At 51.9% G+C, this 20,122-nt stretch carries 12 protein-coding genes, 14 tRNA genes and 3 rRNA genes; 28 read left to right on the top strand and 1 reads right to left on the bottom strand.

The features are described 5' to 3' along the window. Nucleotide 1 precedes the first annotated feature (1 nt). The 24 genes from AAV35_RS11840 to tsaD all read left to right on the top strand — a co-directional run bounded on the left by AAV35_RS11840 (nucleotide 2) and on the right by tsaD (nucleotide 12,816). Nucleotides 2–2,149 (top strand): Tex family protein, encoded by a 2,148-nt coding sequence (locus AAV35_RS11840; protein WP_008591084.1) that lies wholly within the window; start codon nucleotides 2–4, stop codon nucleotides 2,147–2,149. A 78-nt stretch (nucleotides 2,150–2,227) separates the two neighbouring features. Further along, nucleotides 2,228–2,683 (top strand): SprT family protein, encoded by a 456-nt coding sequence (locus AAV35_RS11835; RefSeq protein WP_008591086.1) that lies wholly within the window; start codon nucleotides 2,228–2,230, stop codon nucleotides 2,681–2,683. Nucleotides 2,684–2,823: 140 nt separating this feature from the next. Continuing rightward, nucleotides 2,824–2,898 (top strand) — tRNA-Asn (locus tag AAV35_RS11830). 5 nt (nucleotides 2,899–2,903) lie between these two features. Further along, nucleotides 2,904–2,995: transfer RNA gene (locus tag AAV35_RS11825), tRNA-Ser, on the top strand. A 6-nt stretch (nucleotides 2,996–3,001) separates the two neighbouring features. Further along, nucleotides 3,002–3,073 (top strand) — tRNA-Glu (locus tag AAV35_RS11820). A gap of 7 nt (nucleotides 3,074–3,080) precedes the next feature. Further along, nucleotides 3,081–3,157 (top strand) — tRNA-Asp (locus tag AAV35_RS11815). A gap of 13 nt (nucleotides 3,158–3,170) precedes the next feature. Further along, nucleotides 3,171–3,245 (top strand) — tRNA-Gln (locus AAV35_RS11810). Between the two features lie 97 nt (nucleotides 3,246–3,342). Continuing rightward, nucleotides 3,343–3,415 (top strand) — tRNA-Lys (locus AAV35_RS11805). A 7-nt stretch (nucleotides 3,416–3,422) separates the two neighbouring features. Continuing rightward, a tRNA-Leu gene (locus AAV35_RS11800) sits at nucleotides 3,423–3,507 on the top strand. Nucleotides 3,508–3,523: 16 nt separating this feature from the next. Then, nucleotides 3,524–3,608: transfer RNA gene (locus AAV35_RS11795), tRNA-Leu, on the top strand. A 15-nt stretch (nucleotides 3,609–3,623) separates the two neighbouring features. Next, a tRNA-Arg gene (locus AAV35_RS11790) sits at nucleotides 3,624–3,697 on the top strand. A gap of 14 nt (nucleotides 3,698–3,711) precedes the next feature. Then, a tRNA-Pro gene (locus AAV35_RS11785) sits at nucleotides 3,712–3,788 on the top strand. A gap of 22 nt (nucleotides 3,789–3,810) precedes the next feature. Then, nucleotides 3,811–3,884 (top strand) — tRNA-Gly (locus AAV35_RS11780). Nucleotides 3,885–3,895: 11 nt separating this feature from the next. Then, nucleotides 3,896–3,972: transfer RNA gene (locus tag AAV35_RS11775), tRNA-Ile, on the top strand. Nucleotides 3,973–4,056: 84 nt separating this feature from the next. Then, a 16S ribosomal RNA gene (locus AAV35_RS11770) occupies nucleotides 4,057–5,626 on the top strand. Between the two features lie 223 nt (nucleotides 5,627–5,849). Continuing rightward, nucleotides 5,850–8,761, top strand: a 23S ribosomal RNA gene (locus tag AAV35_RS11765). Between the two features lie 52 nt (nucleotides 8,762–8,813). Next, nucleotides 8,814–8,928 (top strand): 5S ribosomal RNA (gene rrf / locus AAV35_RS11760). The 16S, 23S and 5S rRNA genes sit together here with 14 tRNA genes alongside, the layout of an rRNA operon. Nucleotides 8,929–8,944: 16 nt before the next feature. Beyond that, nucleotides 8,945–9,021: transfer RNA gene (locus AAV35_RS11755), tRNA-Met, on the top strand. A 6-nt stretch (nucleotides 9,022–9,027) separates the two neighbouring features. Beyond that, nucleotides 9,028–9,104: transfer RNA gene (locus AAV35_RS11750), tRNA-Asp, on the top strand. 140 nt (nucleotides 9,105–9,244) lie between these two features. Further along, on the top strand, nucleotides 9,245–10,219 hold the full coding sequence (thiL, locus tag AAV35_RS11745; protein WP_008590666.1) for a thiamine-phosphate kinase: 975 nt from the start codon (nucleotides 9,245–9,247) through the stop codon (nucleotides 10,217–10,219). Beyond that, nucleotides 10,216–10,677: a tRNA (adenosine(37)-N6)-threonylcarbamoyltransferase complex ATPase subunit type 1 TsaE gene (gene tsaE / locus AAV35_RS11740; protein WP_008590664.1), complete on the top strand. Its 462-nt coding sequence runs from the start codon at nucleotides 10,216–10,218 to the stop codon at nucleotides 10,675–10,677. The genes thiL and tsaE overlap by 4 nt, the downstream gene beginning before the upstream one ends. Next, the gene (tsaB, locus tag AAV35_RS11735) at nucleotides 10,658–11,341 is read left to right on the top strand and encodes a tRNA (adenosine(37)-N6)-threonylcarbamoyltransferase complex dimerization subunit type 1 TsaB (protein WP_008590662.1); all 684 of its coding nucleotides are present in this window, start codon (nucleotides 10,658–10,660) and stop codon (nucleotides 11,339–11,341) included. Before tsaE ends, tsaB begins: the two co-directional genes overlap by 20 nt. A 3-nt stretch (nucleotides 11,342–11,344) precedes the next feature. Next, nucleotides 11,345–11,785, top strand: coding sequence for a ribosomal protein S18-alanine N-acetyltransferase (gene rimI / locus AAV35_RS11730; protein WP_008590660.1), 441 nt, complete (start codon nucleotides 11,345–11,347; stop codon nucleotides 11,783–11,785). After that, entirely contained in the window at nucleotides 11,782–12,816 is a 1,035-nt protein-coding gene (gene tsaD, locus AAV35_RS11725) for a tRNA (adenosine(37)-N6)-threonylcarbamoyltransferase complex transferase subunit TsaD (protein WP_040609456.1), read from the top strand. Before rimI ends, tsaD begins: the two co-directional genes overlap by 4 nt. A 301-nt stretch (nucleotides 12,817–13,117) precedes the next feature. On the opposite strand, the gene AAV35_RS11720 is transcribed toward tsaD, so the two are convergent. Continuing rightward, nucleotides 13,118–15,052: an ABC-F family ATP-binding cassette domain-containing protein gene (locus AAV35_RS11720; protein ID WP_008590657.1), complete on the bottom strand. Its 1,935-nt coding sequence runs from the start codon at nucleotides 15,050–15,052 to the stop codon at nucleotides 13,118–13,120. Between the two features lie 128 nt (nucleotides 15,053–15,180). Between AAV35_RS11720 and AAV35_RS11715 the strand changes: the two genes are divergently transcribed. The 4 genes from AAV35_RS11715 to AAV35_RS11700 all read left to right on the top strand — a co-directional run bounded on the left by AAV35_RS11715 (nucleotide 15,181) and on the right by AAV35_RS11700 (nucleotide 20,053). Then, nucleotides 15,181–15,810 (top strand): redox-sensing transcriptional repressor Rex, encoded by a 630-nt coding sequence (locus AAV35_RS11715; RefSeq protein WP_008590655.1) that lies wholly within the window; start codon nucleotides 15,181–15,183, stop codon nucleotides 15,808–15,810. A gap of 129 nt (nucleotides 15,811–15,939) precedes the next feature. Then, the gene (locus AAV35_RS11710; RefSeq protein ID WP_008590653.1) at nucleotides 15,940–17,328 is read left to right on the top strand and encodes an MDR family MFS transporter; all 1,389 of its coding nucleotides are present in this window, start codon (nucleotides 15,940–15,942) and stop codon (nucleotides 17,326–17,328) included. Nucleotides 17,329–17,575: 247 nt separating this feature from the next. Further along, nucleotides 17,576–18,361: a 2-phosphosulfolactate phosphatase gene (locus AAV35_RS11705; protein WP_008590651.1), complete on the top strand. Its 786-nt coding sequence runs from the start codon at nucleotides 17,576–17,578 to the stop codon at nucleotides 18,359–18,361. A gap of 42 nt (nucleotides 18,362–18,403) precedes the next feature. Continuing rightward, nucleotides 18,404–20,053: a long-chain-fatty-acid--CoA ligase gene (locus tag AAV35_RS11700; RefSeq protein ID WP_008590649.1), complete on the top strand. Its 1,650-nt coding sequence runs from the start codon at nucleotides 18,404–18,406 to the stop codon at nucleotides 20,051–20,053. Nucleotides 20,054–20,122: the final 69 nt, after the last annotated feature.

Below are 20,122 nucleotides of genomic sequence, written 5' to 3'. Positions count from 1 at the left end.
AGTGGCAGAACAGACATTGATTCAGAAGGTAGCAGGACAGACATCCATCAAAGAATCTTCCGTCAAGGAAGTGCTGGCTTTACTCGAGGAAGACTTCACGGTACCGTTTATCGCCCGGTACCGGAAAGACATGACGGGCGGTCTGGATGAAGTCCAGATCAAAGATATTGAAGACAACTATACTTATGAACAGAACGTACGTAAAAGAAGAGAAGAAGTAACGCGCCTGATCGATGAGCAGGGCAAGCTGACGCCGGAACTTGAGAAGGAACTTCAGGAAGCTTCGAAACTGCAGCGGATCGAAGACCTTTACCGTCCATATAAGCAAAAGCGCAGAACGAGAGCAACAGTAGCGAAAGAAAAAGGGCTGGAGCCGCTCGCTGAACTGGTATGGAACAAATCTGATTTATCCATCGAAGAAGAGGCCCGGAAGTATTATTCCGAAGAGAACGATTTACATACGCTTGAAGAGGTACAGCAGGGAATACAGGATATCGTGGCAGAGTGGGTGGCGGATGAGCCGGAATACCGTGATCATATACGGAATAAAACGTATGACGGCTCTCTTACTTCCGAAGCTAAAAAGAAAGAGAAGGATGAAAAAGGGATTTACGAAATGTATTACGAATTCCAGGAGTCCCTTAAAGCGGTAGCCTCCCACCGCGTGCTCGCCCTGAACCGTGGAGAGAAGGAAGATGTACTGAAAGTGGCGGTGCTGCCGCCGGAGGAGAGAATACTCGACTATCTCCACCGGAAAACAGGAAGTGCCGGGGAGAAGACGGGCATTCTTCACGCAGCTGTCGAGGACGGGTACAAGCGGCTGATCAAACCTTCCGTGGAGAGGGAAATACGGAATGAACTGACGGAAAAAGCGGAAGAACAGGCGATTGACGTGTTTTCGAAAAATTTGAGGAGTCTTTTGCTGCAGCCTCCTCTCCAGGGAAAAACAGTTCTCGGCATCGATCCGGCTTACAGAACCGGGTGTAAACTGGCCGTCGTGGATGAGACCGGTAAAGTTCTTGATATTGCAGTCATTTTTCCGACTCCTCCCCGTAAGGATTATCAGGGGGCGGAGAAGAAAGTACAGGAATTGATGAAAAAGCACGATATTGAACTTTTCGCCATCGGTAACGGAACAGCTTCCCGGGAAACGGAACAGTTTTTCGCAGGACTGATTCAGAAACACAGCTGGGACGCTCCTTACATGATTGTGAATGAAGCCGGGGCCAGTGTGTATTCGGCATCGAAACTTGCCCGCGAAGAATTTCCGGATTTTCAGGTGGAAGAAAGAAGTGCCGTCTCGATTGCCAGACGGGTGCAGGACCCGCTCGCCGAACTGGTGAAGATCGACCCGAAATCGATCGGGGTCGGACAATACCAGCATGACGTCAGCCAGAAGCGACTGAACGAATCGCTCACTTTCGTCGTGGAAACGGCAGTGAACCAGGTAGGAGTGAATGCCAACACCGCCTCTTCCTCTCTTTTGCAGTACGTCTCCGGACTGAACAAGACAGTCGCCGGAAACATCGTGAAAAAACGAGAAGAGCTCGGGAAGTTCGCTACCAGGAAAGACTTGAAAAACGTACCGAGGCTGGGAGCGAAAACGTATGAACAAAGTATCGGATTTTTAAGACTGCCGGAAGGGGAGGATCCTCTGGACCGGACGCCGATCCACCCGGAAAGTTATCCGGCGGTCCGTAAGCTGTTGGCAGAGCTTGACCTGGAAAAAGAAGACGCCGGGTCTGACGTACTCGCCGGGAAGCTCGCGGGTATAGATCTGAAACATACGGCGGAGCAGCTTGATGTCGGAGAGTGGACCCTCTCGGACATAATTGAATCGTTGAAGAAACCGTCGCGGGACCTTCGGGATGATCTTCAGAAGCCTCTGCTGAAAACGGACGTACTGACGATGGAGGATCTGGAAGCCGGTATGGAACTTGAAGGAACGGTGCGGAACGTCGTGGACTTCGGAGCTTTCGTCGACGTCGGCGTGAAACAGGACGGACTCGTCCATATATCCAAACTGGCGCAACGTTTCGTCAAGCACCCGATGGACGTAGTTTCGGTCGGAGACGTAGTGACGGTCTGGGTCGAGGAAGTCGATCTGAAAAAACAGCGCGTAGCTCTGACTATGGTGAAAAAATCCTGAGTTTGGGGTGCGGCTAAGTACGGGCAGGCCTTCCGCGGGAGGTCTGCCATCATTTGTGAAAAGAGGAGGGATGGATGTATGGAGGATGAGCAGCTGCTGGAGTGGACGAAAGAGATATCGCGGAGAGACTTTGCGCGCGAGTTCCGTGATGACATAAGATTCAATCCCCGTCTCCGTACTACAGGCGGAAGATATATCCCGAAGGAAAGACGTATTGAAATCAATCGTTTGTACCTGGAAGAATGCGGTCCGGAAGAACTGGAGGGGATCATAAAACACGAGTTGTGTCATTATCACCTCCATATAGAAGGAAAAGGATATCATCACCGGGATGCAGACTTCCGTCGTTTAATGGAAGAAACGGGTTCACCAAGACATTGCACTCCGCTCCCCTCCTCAAAAAAACAGGACTTCCACCATTACAGATGTCGGAGATGCGGTGTTACGTACAGACGGAAGCGCCGTGTGAATACGGATAAATACAGATGTGGCAGATGCAAAGGTATTTTAGAAAAGGTGGATGATGGATATTGACGAATTTGAAGCCGCGTGTTAAGTTAGTATAGCCGTTGAAAGCGGAACGGCGAAAAATCATATTTTCATGCAAATATGATTGACATAACCTTTCATATCATGTAAGATGTTTTACGTCGCTGGTTATTGCGACATCATATTCCACCGTAGCTCAGTGGTAGAGCAATCGGCTGTTAACCGATTTGTCGTAGGTTCGAATCCTACCGGTGGAGCCATATACGGAGAAGTACTCAAGTTGGCTGAAGAGGCGCCCCTGCTAAGGGTGTAGGTCGCGTAAGCGGCGCGAGGGTTCGAATCCCTCCTTCTCCGCCATTATATGGCCCGTTGGTCAAGTGGTTAAGACACCGCCCTTTCACGGCGGTAACACGGGTTCGAATCCCGTACGGGTCATTAGTCCGGTCCGGTAGTTCAGTTGGTTAGAATGCCTGCCTGTCACGCAGGAGGTCGCGGGTTCGAGTCCCGTCCGGACCGCCACTATTTAAATGATTGGGCTATAGCCAAGCGGTAAGGCAACGGTTTTTGGTACCGTCATGCGCTGGTTCGAATCCAGCTAGCCCAGCCATTTTTCTTTTTTGATTTTTCTCTTGACTTTCAAGTATGGAAATTATAAAATAGTTTTTGCGCTTGAAAAACGGATATAATTGAAAGTTTTTAACAGGGAGCCATTAGCTCAGCTGGTAGAGCATCTGACTTTTAATCAGAGGGTCGGAGGTTCGAGCCCTCCATGGCTCACTTCCCTGCGGGTGTGGCGGAATTGGCAGACGCGCTAGATTTAGGATCTAGTGTCTTACGACGTGGGGGTTCAAGTCCCTCCACCCGCACCATTTCATTTCTTTATATGCGGTCGTGGCGGAATCGGCAGACGCGCTAGGTTGAGGGCCTAGTGGGAGTTAATCCCGTGGAGGTTCAAGTCCTCTCGACCGCATTCATCAGTATATAGGCGCCCGTAGCTCAATTGGATAGAGCGTCTGACTACGGATCAGAAGGTTAGGGGTTCAAGTCCTCTCGGGCGCACTGTTTTCTTCTTACGGGAAGTAGCTCAGCTTGGTAGAGCACTTGGTTTGGGACCAAGGGGTCGCAGGTTCGAATCCTGTCTTCCCGACCATCGTTACTTCCAATAACTTAATGCGGGTGTAGTTTAGTGGTAAAACCTCAGCCTTCCAAGCTGATGACGGGGGTTCGATTCCCCTCACCCGCTCCATTTTAACTAATGGGCCTGTAGCTCAGTTGGTCAGAGCGCACGCCTGATAAGCGTGAGGTCGGTGGTTCAAGTCCACTCAGGCCCACCATGAATTAGATCTTTGAAAACTGAACAATGTTTTATGCCATGCGTCAATTTTTTGAACGAATTATGATTGAGCTAATCAATCTCTTTTATGGAGAGTTTGATCCTGGCTCAGGACGAACGCTGGCGGCGTGCCTAATACATGCAAGTCGAGCGCGGGAAGCGAGCAGAAGCCCTTCGGGGCGGACGCTCGTGGAACGAGCGGCGGACGGGTGAGTAACACGTGGGCAACCTGCCTGTAAGACCGGAATAACCCCGGGAAACCGGGGCTAATGCCGGATAACCCAACGGTTCTCCTGAACCGATGGTAAAAGGATGGCCTTTTGGCTATCGCTTACAGATGGGCCCGCGGCGCATTAGCTGGTTGGTGAGGTAACGGCTCACCAAGGCGACGATGCGTAGCCGACCTGAGAGGGTGATCGGCCACACTGGGACTGAGACACGGCCCAGACTCCTACGGGAGGCAGCAGTAGGGAATCTTCCGCAATGGACGAAAGTCTGACGGAGCAACGCCGCGTGAATGATGAAGGTCTTCGGATCGTAAAATTCTGTTGTGAGGGAAGAACAAGGATCGTGCGAACAGAGCGGTCCCTTGACGGTACCTCACGAGGAAGCCCCGGCTAACTACGTGCCAGCAGCCGCGGTAATACGTAGGGGGCAAGCGTTGTCCGGAATTATTGGGCGTAAAGGGCACGCAGGCGGTTCCTTAAGTCTGATGTGAAAGCCCGTGGCTCAACCACGGATGGCCATTGGAAACTGGGGAACTTGAGAACTGAAGAGGAGAGTGGAATTCCACGTGTAGCGGTGAAATGCGTAGATATGTGGAGGAACACCAGTGGCGAAGGCGACTCTCTGGTCGGTTTCTGACGCTGAGGTGCGAAAGCGTGGGTAGCAAACAGGATTAGATACCCTGGTAGTCCACGCCGTAAACGCTGAGTGCTAGGTGTTAGGGGGCTTCCACCCCTTAGTGCTGAAGTTAACGCATTAAGCACTCCGCCTGGGGAGTACGGCCGCAAGGCTGAAACTCAAAGGAATTGACGGGGGCCCGCACAAGCGGTGGAGCATGTGGTTTAATTCGAAGCAACGCGAAGAACCTTACCAGGTCTTGACATCCTTGGCTACTTCCAGAGATGGAAGGTTCCCTTCGGGGACCAAGTGACAGGTGGTGCATGGTTGTCGTCAGCTCGTGTCGTGAGATGTTGGGTTAAGTCCCGCAACGAGCGCAACCCCTAATCTTAGTTGCCAGCATTCAGTTGGGCACTCTAAGGTGACTGCCGGTGACAAACCGGAGGAAGGCGGGGATGACGTCAAATCATCATGCCCCTTATGACCTGGGCTACACACGTGCTACAATGGATGGGACAAACGGAAGCGAACCCGCGAGGGGTAGCCAATCCGAGAAACCCATTCTCAGTTCGGATTGCAGGCTGCAACTCGCCTGCATGAAGCCGGAATCGCTAGTAATCGCAGATCAGCATGCTGCGGTGAATACGTTCCCGGGCCTTGTACACACCGCCCGTCACACCACGAGAGTTGGCAACACCCGAAGCCGGTGAGGTAACCTTTACAGGAGCCAGCCGTCGAAGGTGGGGCCAATGATTGGGGTGAAGTCGTAACAAGGTAGCCGTATCGGAAGGTGCGGCTGGATCACCTCCTTTCTAAGGATAGGAACGGATCTTTCCCCTTACGGGAAGGATCCGCACGAACCGGGCGCTCTTATGGAGCGCTCCGGCGCATGGCTAAAACATGTTCAGTTTTGAGAGATCTATGCTCTCTTTGAACCTTGAAAACTGGATAAGAAACAAACAGACAATATCGTAAGATATTGATCTGGACCAACATCGATCTTTATTTTAGAATGAAGCGTCTTTTCACTAGTATAGTGAAGAAATGAAGGGCGCACGGTGGATGCCTTGGTACCAGGAGCCGATGAAGGACGGGACAAACACCGAAATGCTTCGGGGAGCCGTAAGTAGGCGTTGATCCGAAGATGTCCGAATGGGGGAACCCACTGTCCGTTATGGGACAGTACCGATCACTGAATACATAGGTGATCGGAGGTAGACCCGGGGAACTGAAACATCTCAGTACCCGGAGGAGAGGAAAGCAAATGCGATTTCCCGAGTAGCGGCGAGCGAAACGGAACCAGCCCAAACCAGAGAGCTTGCTCTCTGGGGTTGTAGGACACTCCATTGGAGTTACCAAGAGGGAGGATAGGCGAATCGGACTGGAACGTCCAGCCATAGCAGGTAACAGCCCTGTAGCCGACATCCTCCCTCCTCCGGAGTGGATCCTGAGTACGGCGAAACACGAGAAATTTCGTCGGAATCCGGGAGGACCATCTCCCAAGGCTAAATACTCCCTGGTAACCGATAGTGAACCAGTACCGTGAGGGAAAGGTGAAAAGCACCCCGGAAGGGGAGTGAAAGAGAACCTGAAACCGTGTGCCTACAAGTAGTCGGAGCCCGTTAATGGGTGACGGCGTACCTTTTGTAGAATGGACCGGCGAGTTACGATCGGCTGCAAGGTTAAGCACCGTAGGTGTGGAGCCGCAGCGAAAGCGAGTCTGAACAGGGCGTCTCGAGTAGACGGTCGTAGACCCGAAACCGTGTGATCTACCCATCTCCAGGGTGAAGGTCAGGTAATACTGACTGGAGGCCCGAACCCACGTAAGTTGAAAATTACGGGGATGAGGGGTGGGTAGGGGTGAAATGCCAATCGAACACGGAGATAGCTGGTTCTCTCCGAAATAGCTTTAGGGCTAGCCTTCGGCCAGGAGTCCTGGAGGTAGAGCACTGATTGGATGAGGGGCCCCTACCGGGTTACCGAGTTCAGTCAAACTCCGAATGCCAGCGACTCGCGTCGAGGAGTCAGACCATGGGTGAGAAGGTTCATGGTCAAGAGGGGAACAGCCCAGACCGTCAGCTAAGGTCCCTAAGTGTGTGTTAAGTGGAAAAGGATGTGGCGTTGCTTAGACAACCAGGATGTTAGCTTAGAAGCAGCTATCATTGAAAGAGTGCGTAATAGCTCACTGGTCGAGTGACGCTGCGCCGAAAATGTACCGGGGCTAAACACACCACCGAAGCTACGGATTTGCATCGATGATGCAAGTGGTAGGAGAGCGTTCCAGGAGCTGTGAAGTCAGACCGTGAGGACTGGTGGAGCGACTGGAAGTGAGAATGCCGGTATAAGTAGCGAAAAAAGAGTGAGAATCTCTTTCACCGTAAGCCTAAGGGTTCCTGAGGAAGGCTCGTCCACTCAGGGTTAGTCGGGACCTAAGCCGAGGCCGAAAGGCGTAGGCGATGGACAACAGGTGGAGATTCCTGTACCACCCGCCTCCGTTCGAGCGAACGGGGGGACGCAGGAGGATAGGGAGAGCGCACCATTGGATGTGTGCGTCCAAGCTGTGAGCGCGTCGGATAGGCAAATCCGTCCGGCAAGTGCAAGCAGTGATGGGGAGAGAACATGAGTATCGAAGCTCCTGATTTCACACTGCCAAGAAAAGCCTCTAGCGAGGATGGCGGGTGCCCGTACCGCAAACCAACACAGGTAGGCGAGGAGAGTATCCTAAGGTGATCGGGAGAACTCTCGTTAAGGAACTCGGCAAAATGACCCCGTAACTTCGGGAGAAGGGGTGCTCCTCTGCCGAGGAGCCGCAGTGAAGAGGCCCAAGCGACTGTTTACCAAAAACACAGGTCTCTGCGAAACCGTAAGGTGAAGTATAGGGGCTGACACCTGCCCGGTGCTGGAAGGTTAAGGGGATGCGTTAGCGTAAGCGAAGCGTTGAACCGAAGCCCCAGTAAACGGCGGCCGTAACTATAACGGTCCTAAGGTAGCGAAATTCCTTGTCGGGTAAGTTCCGACCCGCACGAAAGGTGCAACGACTTGGGCACTGTCTCAACGAGAGACCCGGTGAAATTATACGATGCGTGAAGATGCGCATTACCCGCGACAGGACGGAAAGACCCCGTGGAGCTTTACTGTAGCCTGATATTGAATGTTGGTATCGCTTGTACAGGATAGGTGGGAGCCATCGAAACCGGAGCGCAAGCTTCGGTGGAGGCGCCCGTGGGATACCACCCTGGCGGTACGGACATTCTAACCCAGGACCGTGATCCGGTCCGGAGACAGTGTCAGGTGGGCAGTTTGACTGGGGCGGTCGCCTCCCAAAAAGTAACGGAGGCGCTCAAAGGTTCCCTCAGAATGGTTGGAAATCATTCGCAGCGTGTAAAGGCACAAGGGAGCTTGACTGCGAGACCTACAAGTCGAGCAGGGACGAAAGTCGGACTTAGTGATCCGGCGGTACCGCATGGAAGGGCCGTCGCTCAACGGATAAAAGCTACCCCGGGGATAACAGGCTTATCTCCCCCAAGAGTCCACATCGACGGGGAGGTTTGGCACCTCGATGTCGGCTCATCGCATCCTGGGGCTGTAGTCGGTCCCAAGGGTTGGGCTGTTCGCCCATTAAAGCGGTACGCGAGCTGGGTTCAGAACGTCGTGAGACAGTTCGGTCCCTATCCGTCGTGGGCGTTGGAAATTTGAAAGGAGCTGTCCTTAGTACGAGAGGACCGGGATGGACACACCGCTGGTGTACCAGTTGTTCCGCCAGGAGCATTGCTGGGTAGCTACGTGTGGACGGGATAAGTGCTGAAAGCATCTAAGCATGAAGCCCCCCTTGAGATGAGATTTCCCTTTGTAGAGATGCCTCTGAGACGAAGAGGTTGATAGGTCCGGTGTGGAAGCGTGGCGACACGTGCAGCAGACGGATACTAATCCATCGAGATCTTCTCTATACGTTGGTCGTATGTTTCTTATCCAGTTTTGAAGGTTCATTCCTTCCTAAGATGTGGTGGCAATAGCGAAGAGGTCACACCTGTTCCCATGCCGAACACAGAAGTTAAGTTCTTCCGCGCCGATGGTAGTCGGGGTTACCCCCCGCAAGAGTAGGGCGCTGCCACATCGTTTTTTTTAATCAGCGCGGGGTGGAGCAGTCTGGCAGCTCGTCGGGCTCATAACCCGGAGGTCGCAGGTTCAAATCCTGCCCCCGCAACCAATTTTTGGTCCGGTAGTTCAGTTGGTTAGAATGCCTGCCTGTCACGCAGGAGGTCGCGGGTTCGAGTCCCGTCCGGACCGCCATTTTTTAAAAAAATAAAATGACTTTATATGCAAATGCCCCGAGCCACGCGCCCGGGGTTTTTTACTGATTTTTTCTCTTTTTTACAGCACCCTGTTATAATGAAACAACGACATAAACCACAAAAGACGGGTGATCAGCGATGGAAGAATTTGAACTGATACGAAAAATCATTCCTACATACTACAGGCAGCCTTCCGTGGTGAAGGGGGTAGGAGATGACGCATTCGTCTTCCGTTCTTCGGAGGATATCGTATTTACCACTGATACGATGGTGGAAGAGGTCCATTTCTCCAGAAAAACGATGGATACGCACGCCGTCGGGTACCGGGCGCTGGCTGCGAACGTGTCGGATCTCGCCGCAATGGGGAGCCGTCCGGCATTTTACAGTGTTTCGCTGGTACTGACACCGGATTGGACGGATGAGGAGATCCTCGCCCTCTATGACGGTATGGAACAGCTTGCCGAAAAGCATAGCATGGACCTGGTCGGAGGTGATACGGTGAGCGGCTCACAGACAGTGGTCGCTATTACGGCTCACGGCTACCTTCCGCCGGACAAAGGACGTTACCGGTCTGATGCGGAGGACGGGGATGTGATCTTCGTCACCGGGACGCTCGGAGACTCGCGCGGAGGACTGGAAGAACTGATGAACCCCGGAGAATCCGTGTCCGGCCATCTTATCGCTCGCCATCGATATCCGGAACCGAAAGCCGAATTTGCAGCTGGCCTCACTTCTCTTTCCAGACTCTGTCTCAACGATATCAGCGATGGGATAGCGAGTGAGGCGAATGAAATTGCTACTGCTTCCGGGGTAAGACTGCACCTTCAGAAAGAAAAGGTTCCGGTGAGTGAGGAACTCAGGAATCGGTATCCGGACCAGGCGGGAGAATGGGCACTTAGCGGCGGTGAAGACTTTGAACTGCTTGGAACGGTGGCACCCGGGGAGAAAGAAGCACTCCTCGAGAAAGCCCGGGAACTGGATATCCGCCTTACGTTCATCGGTACAGTGAGTGCTTCTGACCTTCCGGAAGTTCTTCTCCACAGCCCTCAGGGTACAGAAACGCTGCAGCCGACAGGCTATACTCATTTGAAGGAAAGAAGGAAACGGTTATGAAAATAACATCGAACAGCCCGGAAACGACGGGCGAACTCGCTGCTTTTCTCGCGGGGAAACTTCAGCCCGGGGACGTGCTCACATTGGAAGGAGATCTCGGTGCCGGAAAAACGACGTTTACTAAGGCTCTCGGAGCAGCACTCGGTGTGACAAAAACAATTAACAGTCCGACGTTTACCATTATTAAAGAATATGCCGGGGACCTTCCTTTTTATCACATGGACGCTTACCGTCTGGAGGATACGGAAGAGGACCTCGGATTTGAGGAGTACTTTTTCGGCTCCGGCGTAACCGTAGTGGAATGGGCTTCCTATATAGAAGATTTTTTACCCGAAGAGCGGCTGGACATCAGAGTCAGTTATGAAGGGGAAGACGCACGATCCTTTTTCTTCACCCCGCGCTCTTCCCATTTTGAAACGATTTGTGAGGAGATAACTAATGAATATATTAGCGATTGATACTTCGAACTACGTGCTTGGAGTAGCGGTCATCAAAAACCGCGAAGTCGTGGGTGAATGGGTGACGAACGTGAAAAAGAATCACTCCGTACGGCTTATGCCTGCAATTGAGCAGATGATGAGGGAAACGGACACGTCTCCGGATGAACTGGATCAGATTGCCGTAGCGCACGGGCCGGGGTCTTTCACTGGCGTGCGCATCGGGATGGCTACAGCTAAATCGATGGCTTTTGCTCTCAATATCCCGGTCGTCGGCGTTTCCAGTCTTGAAGTACTGGCAAGGCAGGGGACCTTTTTCAAAGGCCTTATCTGCCCGTTCTTTGATGCCAGACGGGGCCGCGTGTATACGGGACTTTATGATGAAGAGATGAATGTAGTGATGGAAGAAGAGAATATAGATATGAAGACGTGGCTTGAACGGCTGCGCGACATGAAACAGTCCGTTCTTTTTATTAGTCAGGACGAATCCGCTTTCCGTGAAATGATTGAACAGGAACTCGGGGAACGCGCCGTGTTTCCGGGAGCGGCTCACCGCTATGCGAGACCCTCGTACCTGGCGCTGTCAGCTATGAAAAAACCGGCTTCTTCACTCCATACGCTTATGCCTAACTACCTGCGCCTGCCGGAAGCTGAACAGAAATGGCTCAGCCAAAAGGAGAAGTAGCAGGTGGGTGGCGTCAGAAGAATGACGACGGAGGACATAAGTCGGGTGGTGCAGGTGGAACGGGCGACTTTTCCGGACCCGTGGCCGGAAGATACGTTTTTGGAAGAACTGGAATACAATCCTTACGCCGTATACTTTCTTATAGAGGATAAGGGAAAAGTAATCGGCTACTGCGGGATATGGCTCGTTTATGAAGAAGCACACATTACAAACCTGGCCATTCATCCGGAGTCCCGCGGGAAGAGATATGGGCAGAGACTGTTTGCAGAAGTCATGGCCCGCGCAAAACAGGCGGGAGTCCTTCAAATTACGCTTGAAGTGCGTGTGACGAACACTACTGCTCAGCATATGTACCGCCGCTTCGGTTTTAAACCGGGCGCAATAAAAAAAAGCTATTACCCGGATAACGGGGAAGATGCTTTAGTTATGTGGGTGAAATTATGAATAACGATCAGTATTTGCTGGCTATTGAAACAAGCTGTGACGAAACGGCAGTAGCCGTCATCAAAAATGAAACAGAACTCGTGGCAAACGTGGTGGCTTCCCAAATTGAAAGTCATAAACGTTTCGGCGGTGTAGTCCCTGAGATCGCTTCGAGGCATCATATTGAACAGATTACGGTAACCCTCGAGGAGGCACTGCAGGAGGCCGGAATGACTCTTGATGATATGGATGCGATCGGAGTGACGGAAGGCCCGGGTCTCGTGGGTGCACTTCTCGTCGGAGTGAACGCGGCCAAAGGCATCGCTTTCGCCAGACAGAAGCCGCTCGTCGGTGTCCATCATATCGCCGGTCATATTTATGCCAGCAGGCTTGAAAAAGAGTTCGAATTTCCTCTGCTTGCACTCGTCGTATCCGGGGGGCATACCGAACTCGTCCTTATGAAAGGGCACAACGACTTCGAAGTCATCGGTGAGACAAGGGACGACGCTGCCGGGGAAGCGTACGACAAAGTGGCCCGTCTTTTGAAGCTCCCTTATCCCGGGGGTCCTGAAATCGACAAACTGGCAGCTGCCGGGGAGCCGGTCATCGATTTCCCGAGAGCCTGGCTGGAAGAGGGATCTTTCGATTTCAGTTTCAGCGGCCTGAAGTCTGCAGTAACCAACAAGCTTCACAATGCAGGCCAGAAAGGCGAGGAATTTCGACCGGAGGATGTAGCAGCTAGCTTTCAGGAAAGTGTGGTAGAAGTGTTATCCACAAAAACGAAAAAAGCAGCCGAAGCCTACGGAGTGAAACAGGTGATCGTAGCCGGAGGGGTGGCTGCCAACAGTGGCCTCCGCGCACGACTTTTGGAAACATTCCAGGAAACGGATCAGGAATTGCTTATCCCTCCGTTGAAGTTCTGTACGGATAATGCGGCGATGATCGCTGCGGCCGGGGCTGTCGCTTACAGACAGGGGCACCGGGCCGGGTGGGATTTGAACGCTCATCCGGGGCTGGACCTTGAGGAATACGGGAAAAGAGGACGGAACTGAAGAAAACCGTCTGCCTGCAGAGACACTACGTTTCTGCAGGTTTTTTTCGTATAGACTGCACACTTATACACAGGAATGTGCAGGGAGTGTGGATGAATGAAGTGGAAAACCGTAAAATCGGGAATGGTGACGTGGATAAAAAATGTGGGTAACTGCCGTTTTTCCTGTGGATAGTGTTGATAAACCTGTTGAAAACTGGTGTAAATACTGTTTATCTGTGGATAACATTCGGGATAAAGTTATTCATAAAATAAAAGCACCTGTTGAGAATCAGTCAGGAATTCTCCCCAGGTGCCTGTTTTTATTCTTCGATCTGCAATTCTTCCCATTCTTCCATAAGTGCTTCAATTTTTTGCTCCGCTTGTCTGTTTTCTTCCGTCAGTTCTCCTGATTTCCCGGAATCCTGATATACTTCGGGTTTGCAGAGCTCATCATCGTTGTCCGAGATTTTCTGTTCCCAGCTCTCGATTTCGGTTTCTATCTCTTCAATACGGCGGAGGCGTTTCCGTTCTTCCCGTTTAGCGGCTTTGTCTTCCTGAAAAGAGCGTTTCCCTTCCGTGGGAGCGGCTGCTTCCGGTTTCCCTTTTTCTCTTTCTTCAATAGCCTTCAGTTCCGCTTCCTCGCGTTTTTTCTCCTGATAGTAGTCGTAGTCCCCGAGAAACGTGCGCGTCTCCTCCGGCTGCATCTCCACGATCTGCGTGGCGATTTTGTTGATGAAATAACGGTCGTGAGAGACGAAGATAAGCGTTCCTGGATAGTCGACGAGAGCGACTTCGAGGACCTCTTTACTGTCGAGATCCAGGTGGTTCGTCGGCTCGTCGAGAATCAGCAGGTTCGCTTTCTGCATCATAAGTTTTGCGAGAGACAGGCGGGCTTTTTCCCCGCCGCTTAGTGCGGACACGGGTTTCAGAACGTCCTCTCCCGTGAACAGGAAGTTCCCGAGAATGGTGCGGATATCCTTCTCATCTTCCATCGGGTAGTCGTCCCACAGTTCATGGAGCACCATCTTCTTCCGGTTCAGTTCGCTCTGTTCCTGATCATAGTAGCCGATCTGTACATTCGCACCGAGCATAATATCGCCGTGGCTCGGGCCGAGTTTTTCCGTAAGCAGTTTGAGAAGCGTCGATTTCCCGACGCCGTTCGGGCCGATCAGAGCGATGGAATCCCCGCGGGAAACGTCCAGACTCACGTCCCGGAACAGATAATCGCTGTCCGGATAACCGAAACCGAGATTATCCGTTTTCAGTACATCATTTCCGCTACGTCTGTCGATCTGAAAAGTGAATTTCGCCGACTTCGCGTCATCTTTCGGCTTTTCGACTTTTTCCATTTTCTCGAGTTGTTTCCGCCGGCTCTGCGCCCGCTTACTGGTCGTCGCCCGGACGATATTCTTCTGAATGAAATCTTCCATCTTCTTGATTTCACCCTGCTGTTTCTCGTACTGCTTCATTTCCTGTTCGAAGTCCGCTTCCTTCTGCTTCAGATAGTCGCTGTAGTTGCCGGTGTATTTCTTCACCCGCTGCAGGGCGACTTCGTATACAGTGTTTACGATTTTATCGAGAAAATAGCGGTCGTGGGAGACGATGACGACAGCACCCGGGTAGGAGGATAAATAGTTCTCGAGCCACGTGAGCGTGTCGATATCCAGGTGGTTCGTCGGCTCATCCAGAATGAGGACGTCCGGTTTCGTGAGCAGGTGTTTTCCGAGTGCCAGTCTCGTCTTCTGTCCGCCGCTCAGCGTAGTGATGGACTGGTCCCACATGGATTCGGGGAAACTGAGTCCCTGCAGTACGGCTTTCATGTCCGCTTCGTACCGGTACCCTCCGGCCATCTGGAATTCGTTCTGCCTGCGGTCGTATTCTTCGAGAAAGTCCTGGTATTCCTCCGGAGAAGCGAAATGATCGGGGTCCGCCATCTCACTTTCCATTTTTCTCAGTTTGTCTTCCATATTCTTCAGATGATCGAAAACGCGGGAGAACTCCTCCCAGATCGTTCCGTTCGACTCGAGTCCGCTATGCTGTTCCAGATAGCCGACGCTTGTCTCCTTGGACTGGAAAATGTTCCCCTCTTCATATCCCATCTCTCCGGCCATCACTTTAAGCAGGGTGGATTTCCCCGCTCCGTTTCTTCCGACGATGGCGATGCGGTCGTTTGTTTGTACTTCCAAATCGATATCGGATAAAATTAACTCAGCTCCAAAACGCTTCGTTAATTGATTCAGCTGCATTAGTATCATAATTTTTCACCTCGACTTATTCAGTGTATCTCATACAAAGCAGAAGGGGCAACAAAAGGTGCTAACTTTGTGAAATCTATCACGTTTTTTGATAAACTATAGAACAGGAGAAAGAAGGAGGAGGAGACATGGGTGATGAAATGAAGATCCCCCAGGCTACGGCGAAACGCCTGCCTTTATATTACCGGTTCATCAATAACTTATACTTACAGGGGAAACTGCGGGTCTCTTCAAAGGAACTGAGCGACGCGGTCAAAGTGGACTCTGCGACGATACGCCGGGATTTCTCTTATTTCGGAGCGCTCGGCAAGAAAGGTTACGGCTACAATGTGGAACATCTGCTGCAGTTTTTCAGAAGAACGCTCGACCAGGACGAGACGACCGAAGTCGCGCTGATCGGGGTAGGGAATCTCGGAACGGCGTTTCTGAACTACAACTTCATGAAAAACAACAACACGAAAATAGTGGTAGCTTTTGATGCGAACGACCGGCTCGTCGGCACGGAAATCGGCGGTGTGCCGGTCGCTCATATCGATGATCTGGAAGAAAAGATGGGAAACGTGTCGGTGGCCATTCTGACGGTCCCGTCCCAGGAAGCTCAGGGGATTACGGATCGGCTGGTGGAGCGGGGCGTGTCCGGGATTCTGAACTTTACACCGGCACGCATTTCCGTTCCTCCTACCGTACGCGTGCATCACATCGATTTGTCTGTCGAACTGCAGTCACTTGCTTATTTTCTGAAGCATTATCCGCTGTAACCAACTACTCTATTGAGAGGTCCGGGGCTTCCCCCGGGCTTTTTATTATCGTTTCCTGGAAGAGTTTCTTTTCGTGAAACGCAGGGTATAGTCAATAATAATTCGATATTCGAAAGGTCAGGATAAACTATGGCGAAAATACCTGAAAAATGGCTGGTCGTCGTCTCCGTATTATTCGGGACGTTCACCGTCATTTTGAACAATAGTATGTTAAATCCGGTTCTGCCGCGCTTCATCGAAATATTCGATACGACCGCCGTGGGAGCCGGGTGGATATTGACGATTTTCATGGTGTCGATGGGGATGACGATGCCGCTCACCGGCTATTTCGGAGATCGGTTCGGGAAGAAGAAAGTCTATCTCGTCGGTCTCACTCTGTTCCTCGTCGGTTCCACTTCCGGTTTCTTCAGCAGCTCCCTCGGCATGGTCATCGCTTCCCGGGCGATCCAGGGCTCTGCCGGGGGTCTTATGATGCCGATTGCGATGGCGCTTATATTCAACTCGTTCCCGAGAAACGAGCGGGGACTGGCCGTCGGAATTTACGGCGTTGCGGCCATGGTGGCGCCGGCGATCGGGCCGACCGTCGGCGGACTGCTCATCCAGGTGCTGGAGTGGCCGTGGCTGTTTGCGGTGAATATACCGTTCGGTCTCATCGGGCTCCTATTATCCGTGAAGTTTCTGGAACAGACCGAGAGCGACCCGGAGAAGCGGTTTGATCTCATCGGTTTTCTCCTCGTCACTTCCGCAATCGGGGGGATACTGTTCGCCCTCGGACGGGGACGTACACCGGAAATTCTTTTTGAACCGCTGAATCTGGGTATCATTATAACCGGTCTGGTACTGATTTTCGTGTTCGTCCGGTATGAAATACGTCAGGAACAGCCGCTTTTGAATCTGTCGGTGTTCAAAGTGCCGACGTACGCCATATCGATACTGATTACGTCGTCGGCTTCCATCGGTCTCTTCTCGGGCATTTTTCTGCTGCCGCTTCTCATACAGAACGTATACGGTCTGAACGAAGTATGGACGGGGCTCCTGTTCTTACCGGCGGCAGCCATGAGCGGGGTGTTTATGTCCTTCGGGGGGAGACTCCTTGATAAAAAAGGGCCGAAATATGTTCTTCCTCCGGGTCTTGCGATTATGGGGATTTCAACCGTTGGACTCGGGATGCTCGAGACGTCCAGTCCGTTCTGGTGGATCCTACTTCTGAATGCGATCCGCGGAGCCGGGATGGGCATGAGTAACATGCCGGCTACGACGACCGGGATGAACGCGATTCCTGATGAATACGTCGCCCAGGGGTCCGCCATGAACAACATCATCCGGCAGATCGCCTCTTCGCTCGGTATCGTTTTCTTCTCGATCTATTACGAAGTGCGCCGGGCTCAGATTGCTGTCGGTACGAACATGCAGGAAGCGACGCTGCAGACGCTGAATGAAGCGTTCCTCGTCTCTTCTGCCGTACTGTTCATAGCTCTTCCGTTCGCATTCTTCATGAAAGGCGTACAGGATGATTAAGAATATACCTGCATAAGATGATTTCGCCAGCACGGCGGAGTCATCTTATTTTTTATGGAGAGAATTTCCATAAATCAGTTTTCGGATGGTGACTTTTAACTTGAAAAATTTCAATATTCTGTTACAATTATCTTAATATTTTGAACATACTAACCAGTAGGTATGATACAGATAATTTCTATATGGACACGCCCGGAACTTCCGGGTAAACAGGCAATAAATAATAGCGAAGGCGTGGGATACAACAGTGAAAATCCATCTGCTGTGGAAGAAGGAGGAAATCGAGGAACGTCACATAAACGAAGACAAAATCGCCGTCGTGTTTGACGTACTGCTTGCTACATCAACGATAGCTTCGTGTCTTGCCTCCGGGGCCAGACAGATCATACCCGTATTGAACCCAGAGGAAGCGTTCCGCATGAAGGATAAGCTGAATTCGGCAACTGAAGATACCCTGCTTGCCGGAGAGACGGACGGTCTCCCGGTGGAAGGTTTCATAAATCCGCTCCCCTCCATTCTGAATAGCCAGGTCGCCGGGAAAACAATCATTTTATCAACGACAAACGGTACAGTCGCAATCCGTAAGGCCGCACCTGCGAAGAAAGTATATACCGCCTCTCTCCTGAACGGGGAGGCGGTAGGGAAGCGGATAGCCGACACACATGATAACGAAACTATCGTGGCGATCTGTTCCGGATCAAGGAACAATTTCTGCATGGAAGACTACTACGGCGCCGGTTATTTCATCCACTGCCTTATAAGAGAGATGGATGACGCTGAATTGACGGACAGCGCCAGGTCGGCACAATTATTTTATGAAAACATGAAAGAGGAAGCAGTGAGCGTACTGGCCCAATCGAGCGTCGGACAAATGCTGTCGGATTACGGGTTTTATGAAGATGTCGCCTACGTTAGTCAGCGTGGGATCATGGACGTTGTCCCACGGCTGAATGAGGCGGGGACGGTCCTGATGGATGAAGGGGATACCTTTTCGGAACACGGCCCGGCTGAAAAACAGCGGCATCATCTGTAAGCCGGGGGATCATAAATGCAAAACGGAAAGGAGTCATTTTATATGAACACGGAGCACTTTCGATTTTGGCCGGCACGTCTGCCGAAAACGTTAACCATTCCCGAGACGACCCTGTACGATAATTTAGTGCTGTCTGCGAAAAAGTATCCGTCCAAGACGGCCATCAATTATTACGGCGGTACGCTGACGTATCGGAGTCTTACCGATGAAGTGGAGCGGCTCGCGGGGTATCTCGAGAACGAACTGGGTGTGGAGCCGAACGATAAACTGCTTTTGTACATGCAGAACTCCCCCCAGTTTGTCATAAGTTTCTTCGCTATTCTGCGACTGCGGGCGACAGTCGTTCCGGCCAACCCGATGAGCACGACGGAGGACCTCGCCTTTTACGTAAAAGACTGCGATATACGTCATGTACTGACGGGGGAGGAGCTATACAGTAAAGCGGCGCCGTTGAAAGAGAGCACTTCTGTAGACGATATCATTGTCGCTTCCTACGCGGATTACATCGACCGGGAGAAGGCACCTGCAGACATACCGGATGCCGTGCTTGGTACAGGTGAACCGTTCACGGAAGGAATACCGTGGGAAAAGGTGCTTGCTAACACGAAGGACCCGTCTCCTTACAACGGTACCGGGGCAGATGTCGCGATGATCCCTTATACCTCGGGAACGACCGGACTGCCGAAGGGGTGCGTGCATACGAACGACACCGTTCAGGCGAATACATATGGTGCTTCCGCCTGGATGAGCATGGTTGCGGACACGGTTACGCTGACGACGCTGCCTCTGTTTCACGTCACCGGGCTGGTGCACAGCGCACTCGCTCCGATCGCCTCCGGCAGTACGATGATCATGCTGACGCGCTGGGACCGGGATTACGCGGCGAAAGCGATCGAAGCATATGGATGTACCCACTGGATCAACATCAGCACCATGCTTATCGATTTTCTTGCGAATCCTGCTCTTGAAAACTATGACATTTCCTCACTGGAAGTCATTGGCGGCGGCGGGGCCCCGCTTCCCGCGACGGTAGGTGAACAGCTGTATGAGCGCACCGGTCTCCGGTACGTGGAAGGTTACGGGCTGTCGGAAACGATTTCCCATACGCACTTTAATCCGCCGGATCGTCCGAAAATGCAGTGCCTCGGCATTCCTTCCTTCGATGTGGATGCACGGGTGATCGACGTGGCCACAGGGGAGAAAGTTGCGGGTTATGAGGAAGGTGAACTCGTCGTAAACGGTCCTCAGGTGTTCAAAGGGTATCACAATCGCGAGGAAGAGAACGAGCAGTCCCACATCGAACTGGATGGGAAAACTTTTTTCCGGACCGGAGATATTGTGAAGATGGACGAAGAAGGATATTTCTTCCTGGTTGATCGTCTGAAGCGCATGATCAATGCTTCCGGTTTTAAAGTATGGCCGACGGAAGTGGAGTCTATTCTGTACAAACACCCCTCCATCCATCAGGCATGCGTAGTGAGTGAACCTGACGAGAAACGCGGGGAGACGGTGAAAGCTTTCGTCATTCTGAATGATCAAGCCGAAGGAGATATTAAGGAAGAGGATATCATCGAGTGGTCGAAAAATCATATGGCCGCCTATAAATACCCCCGTATCGTGGAGTTCAGGGACAGCTTTCCGATGACGAGCAGCGGTAAGATTCTCTGGAGGAAACTGCAGGAGAACGAATAGACCCTGCTTTAAAAACCGGAAGAAGGAAGATGGTGTAACCGCAGAAATGTAAGCGTTATCTTTTGAAGT

The sequence above is a fragment of the Salimicrobium jeotgali genome, assembly GCF_001685435.2.
Lineage (GTDB): Bacteria > Bacillota > Bacilli > Bacillales > Halobacillaceae > Salimicrobium > Salimicrobium album.
Note: the sequence above shows the minus strand (reverse complement) of the source record. Positions and strands in the feature narration are given on the sequence as shown.

Coding starts and splice junctions, on each gene's coding strand:
- AAV35_RS11835 (WP_008591086.1), top strand. CDS start 2,228: ATGGAGGATGAGCAGCTGCTGGAGTGGACGAAAGAGATATCGCGGAGA.
- thiL (WP_008590666.1), top strand. CDS start 9,245: ATGGAAGAATTTGAACTGATACGAAAAATCATTCCTACATACTACAGG.
- tsaE (WP_008590664.1), top strand. CDS start 10,216: ATGAAAATAACATCGAACAGCCCGGAAACGACGGGCGAACTCGCTGCT.
- tsaB (WP_008590662.1), top strand. CDS start 10,658: ATGAATATATTAGCGATTGATACTTCGAACTACGTGCTTGGAGTAGCG.
- tsaD (WP_040609456.1), top strand. CDS start 11,782: ATGAATAACGATCAGTATTTGCTGGCTATTGAAACAAGCTGTGACGAA.
- AAV35_RS11720 (WP_008590657.1), bottom strand. CDS start 15,052: ATGATACTAATGCAGCTGAATCAATTAACGAAGCGTTTTGGAGCTGAG.
- AAV35_RS11715 (WP_008590655.1), top strand. CDS start 15,181: ATGGGTGATGAAATGAAGATCCCCCAGGCTACGGCGAAACGCCTGCCT.
- AAV35_RS11710 (WP_008590653.1), top strand. CDS start 15,940: ATGGCGAAAATACCTGAAAAATGGCTGGTCGTCGTCTCCGTATTATTC.
- AAV35_RS11700 (WP_008590649.1), top strand. CDS start 18,404: ATGAACACGGAGCACTTTCGATTTTGGCCGGCACGTCTGCCGAAAACG.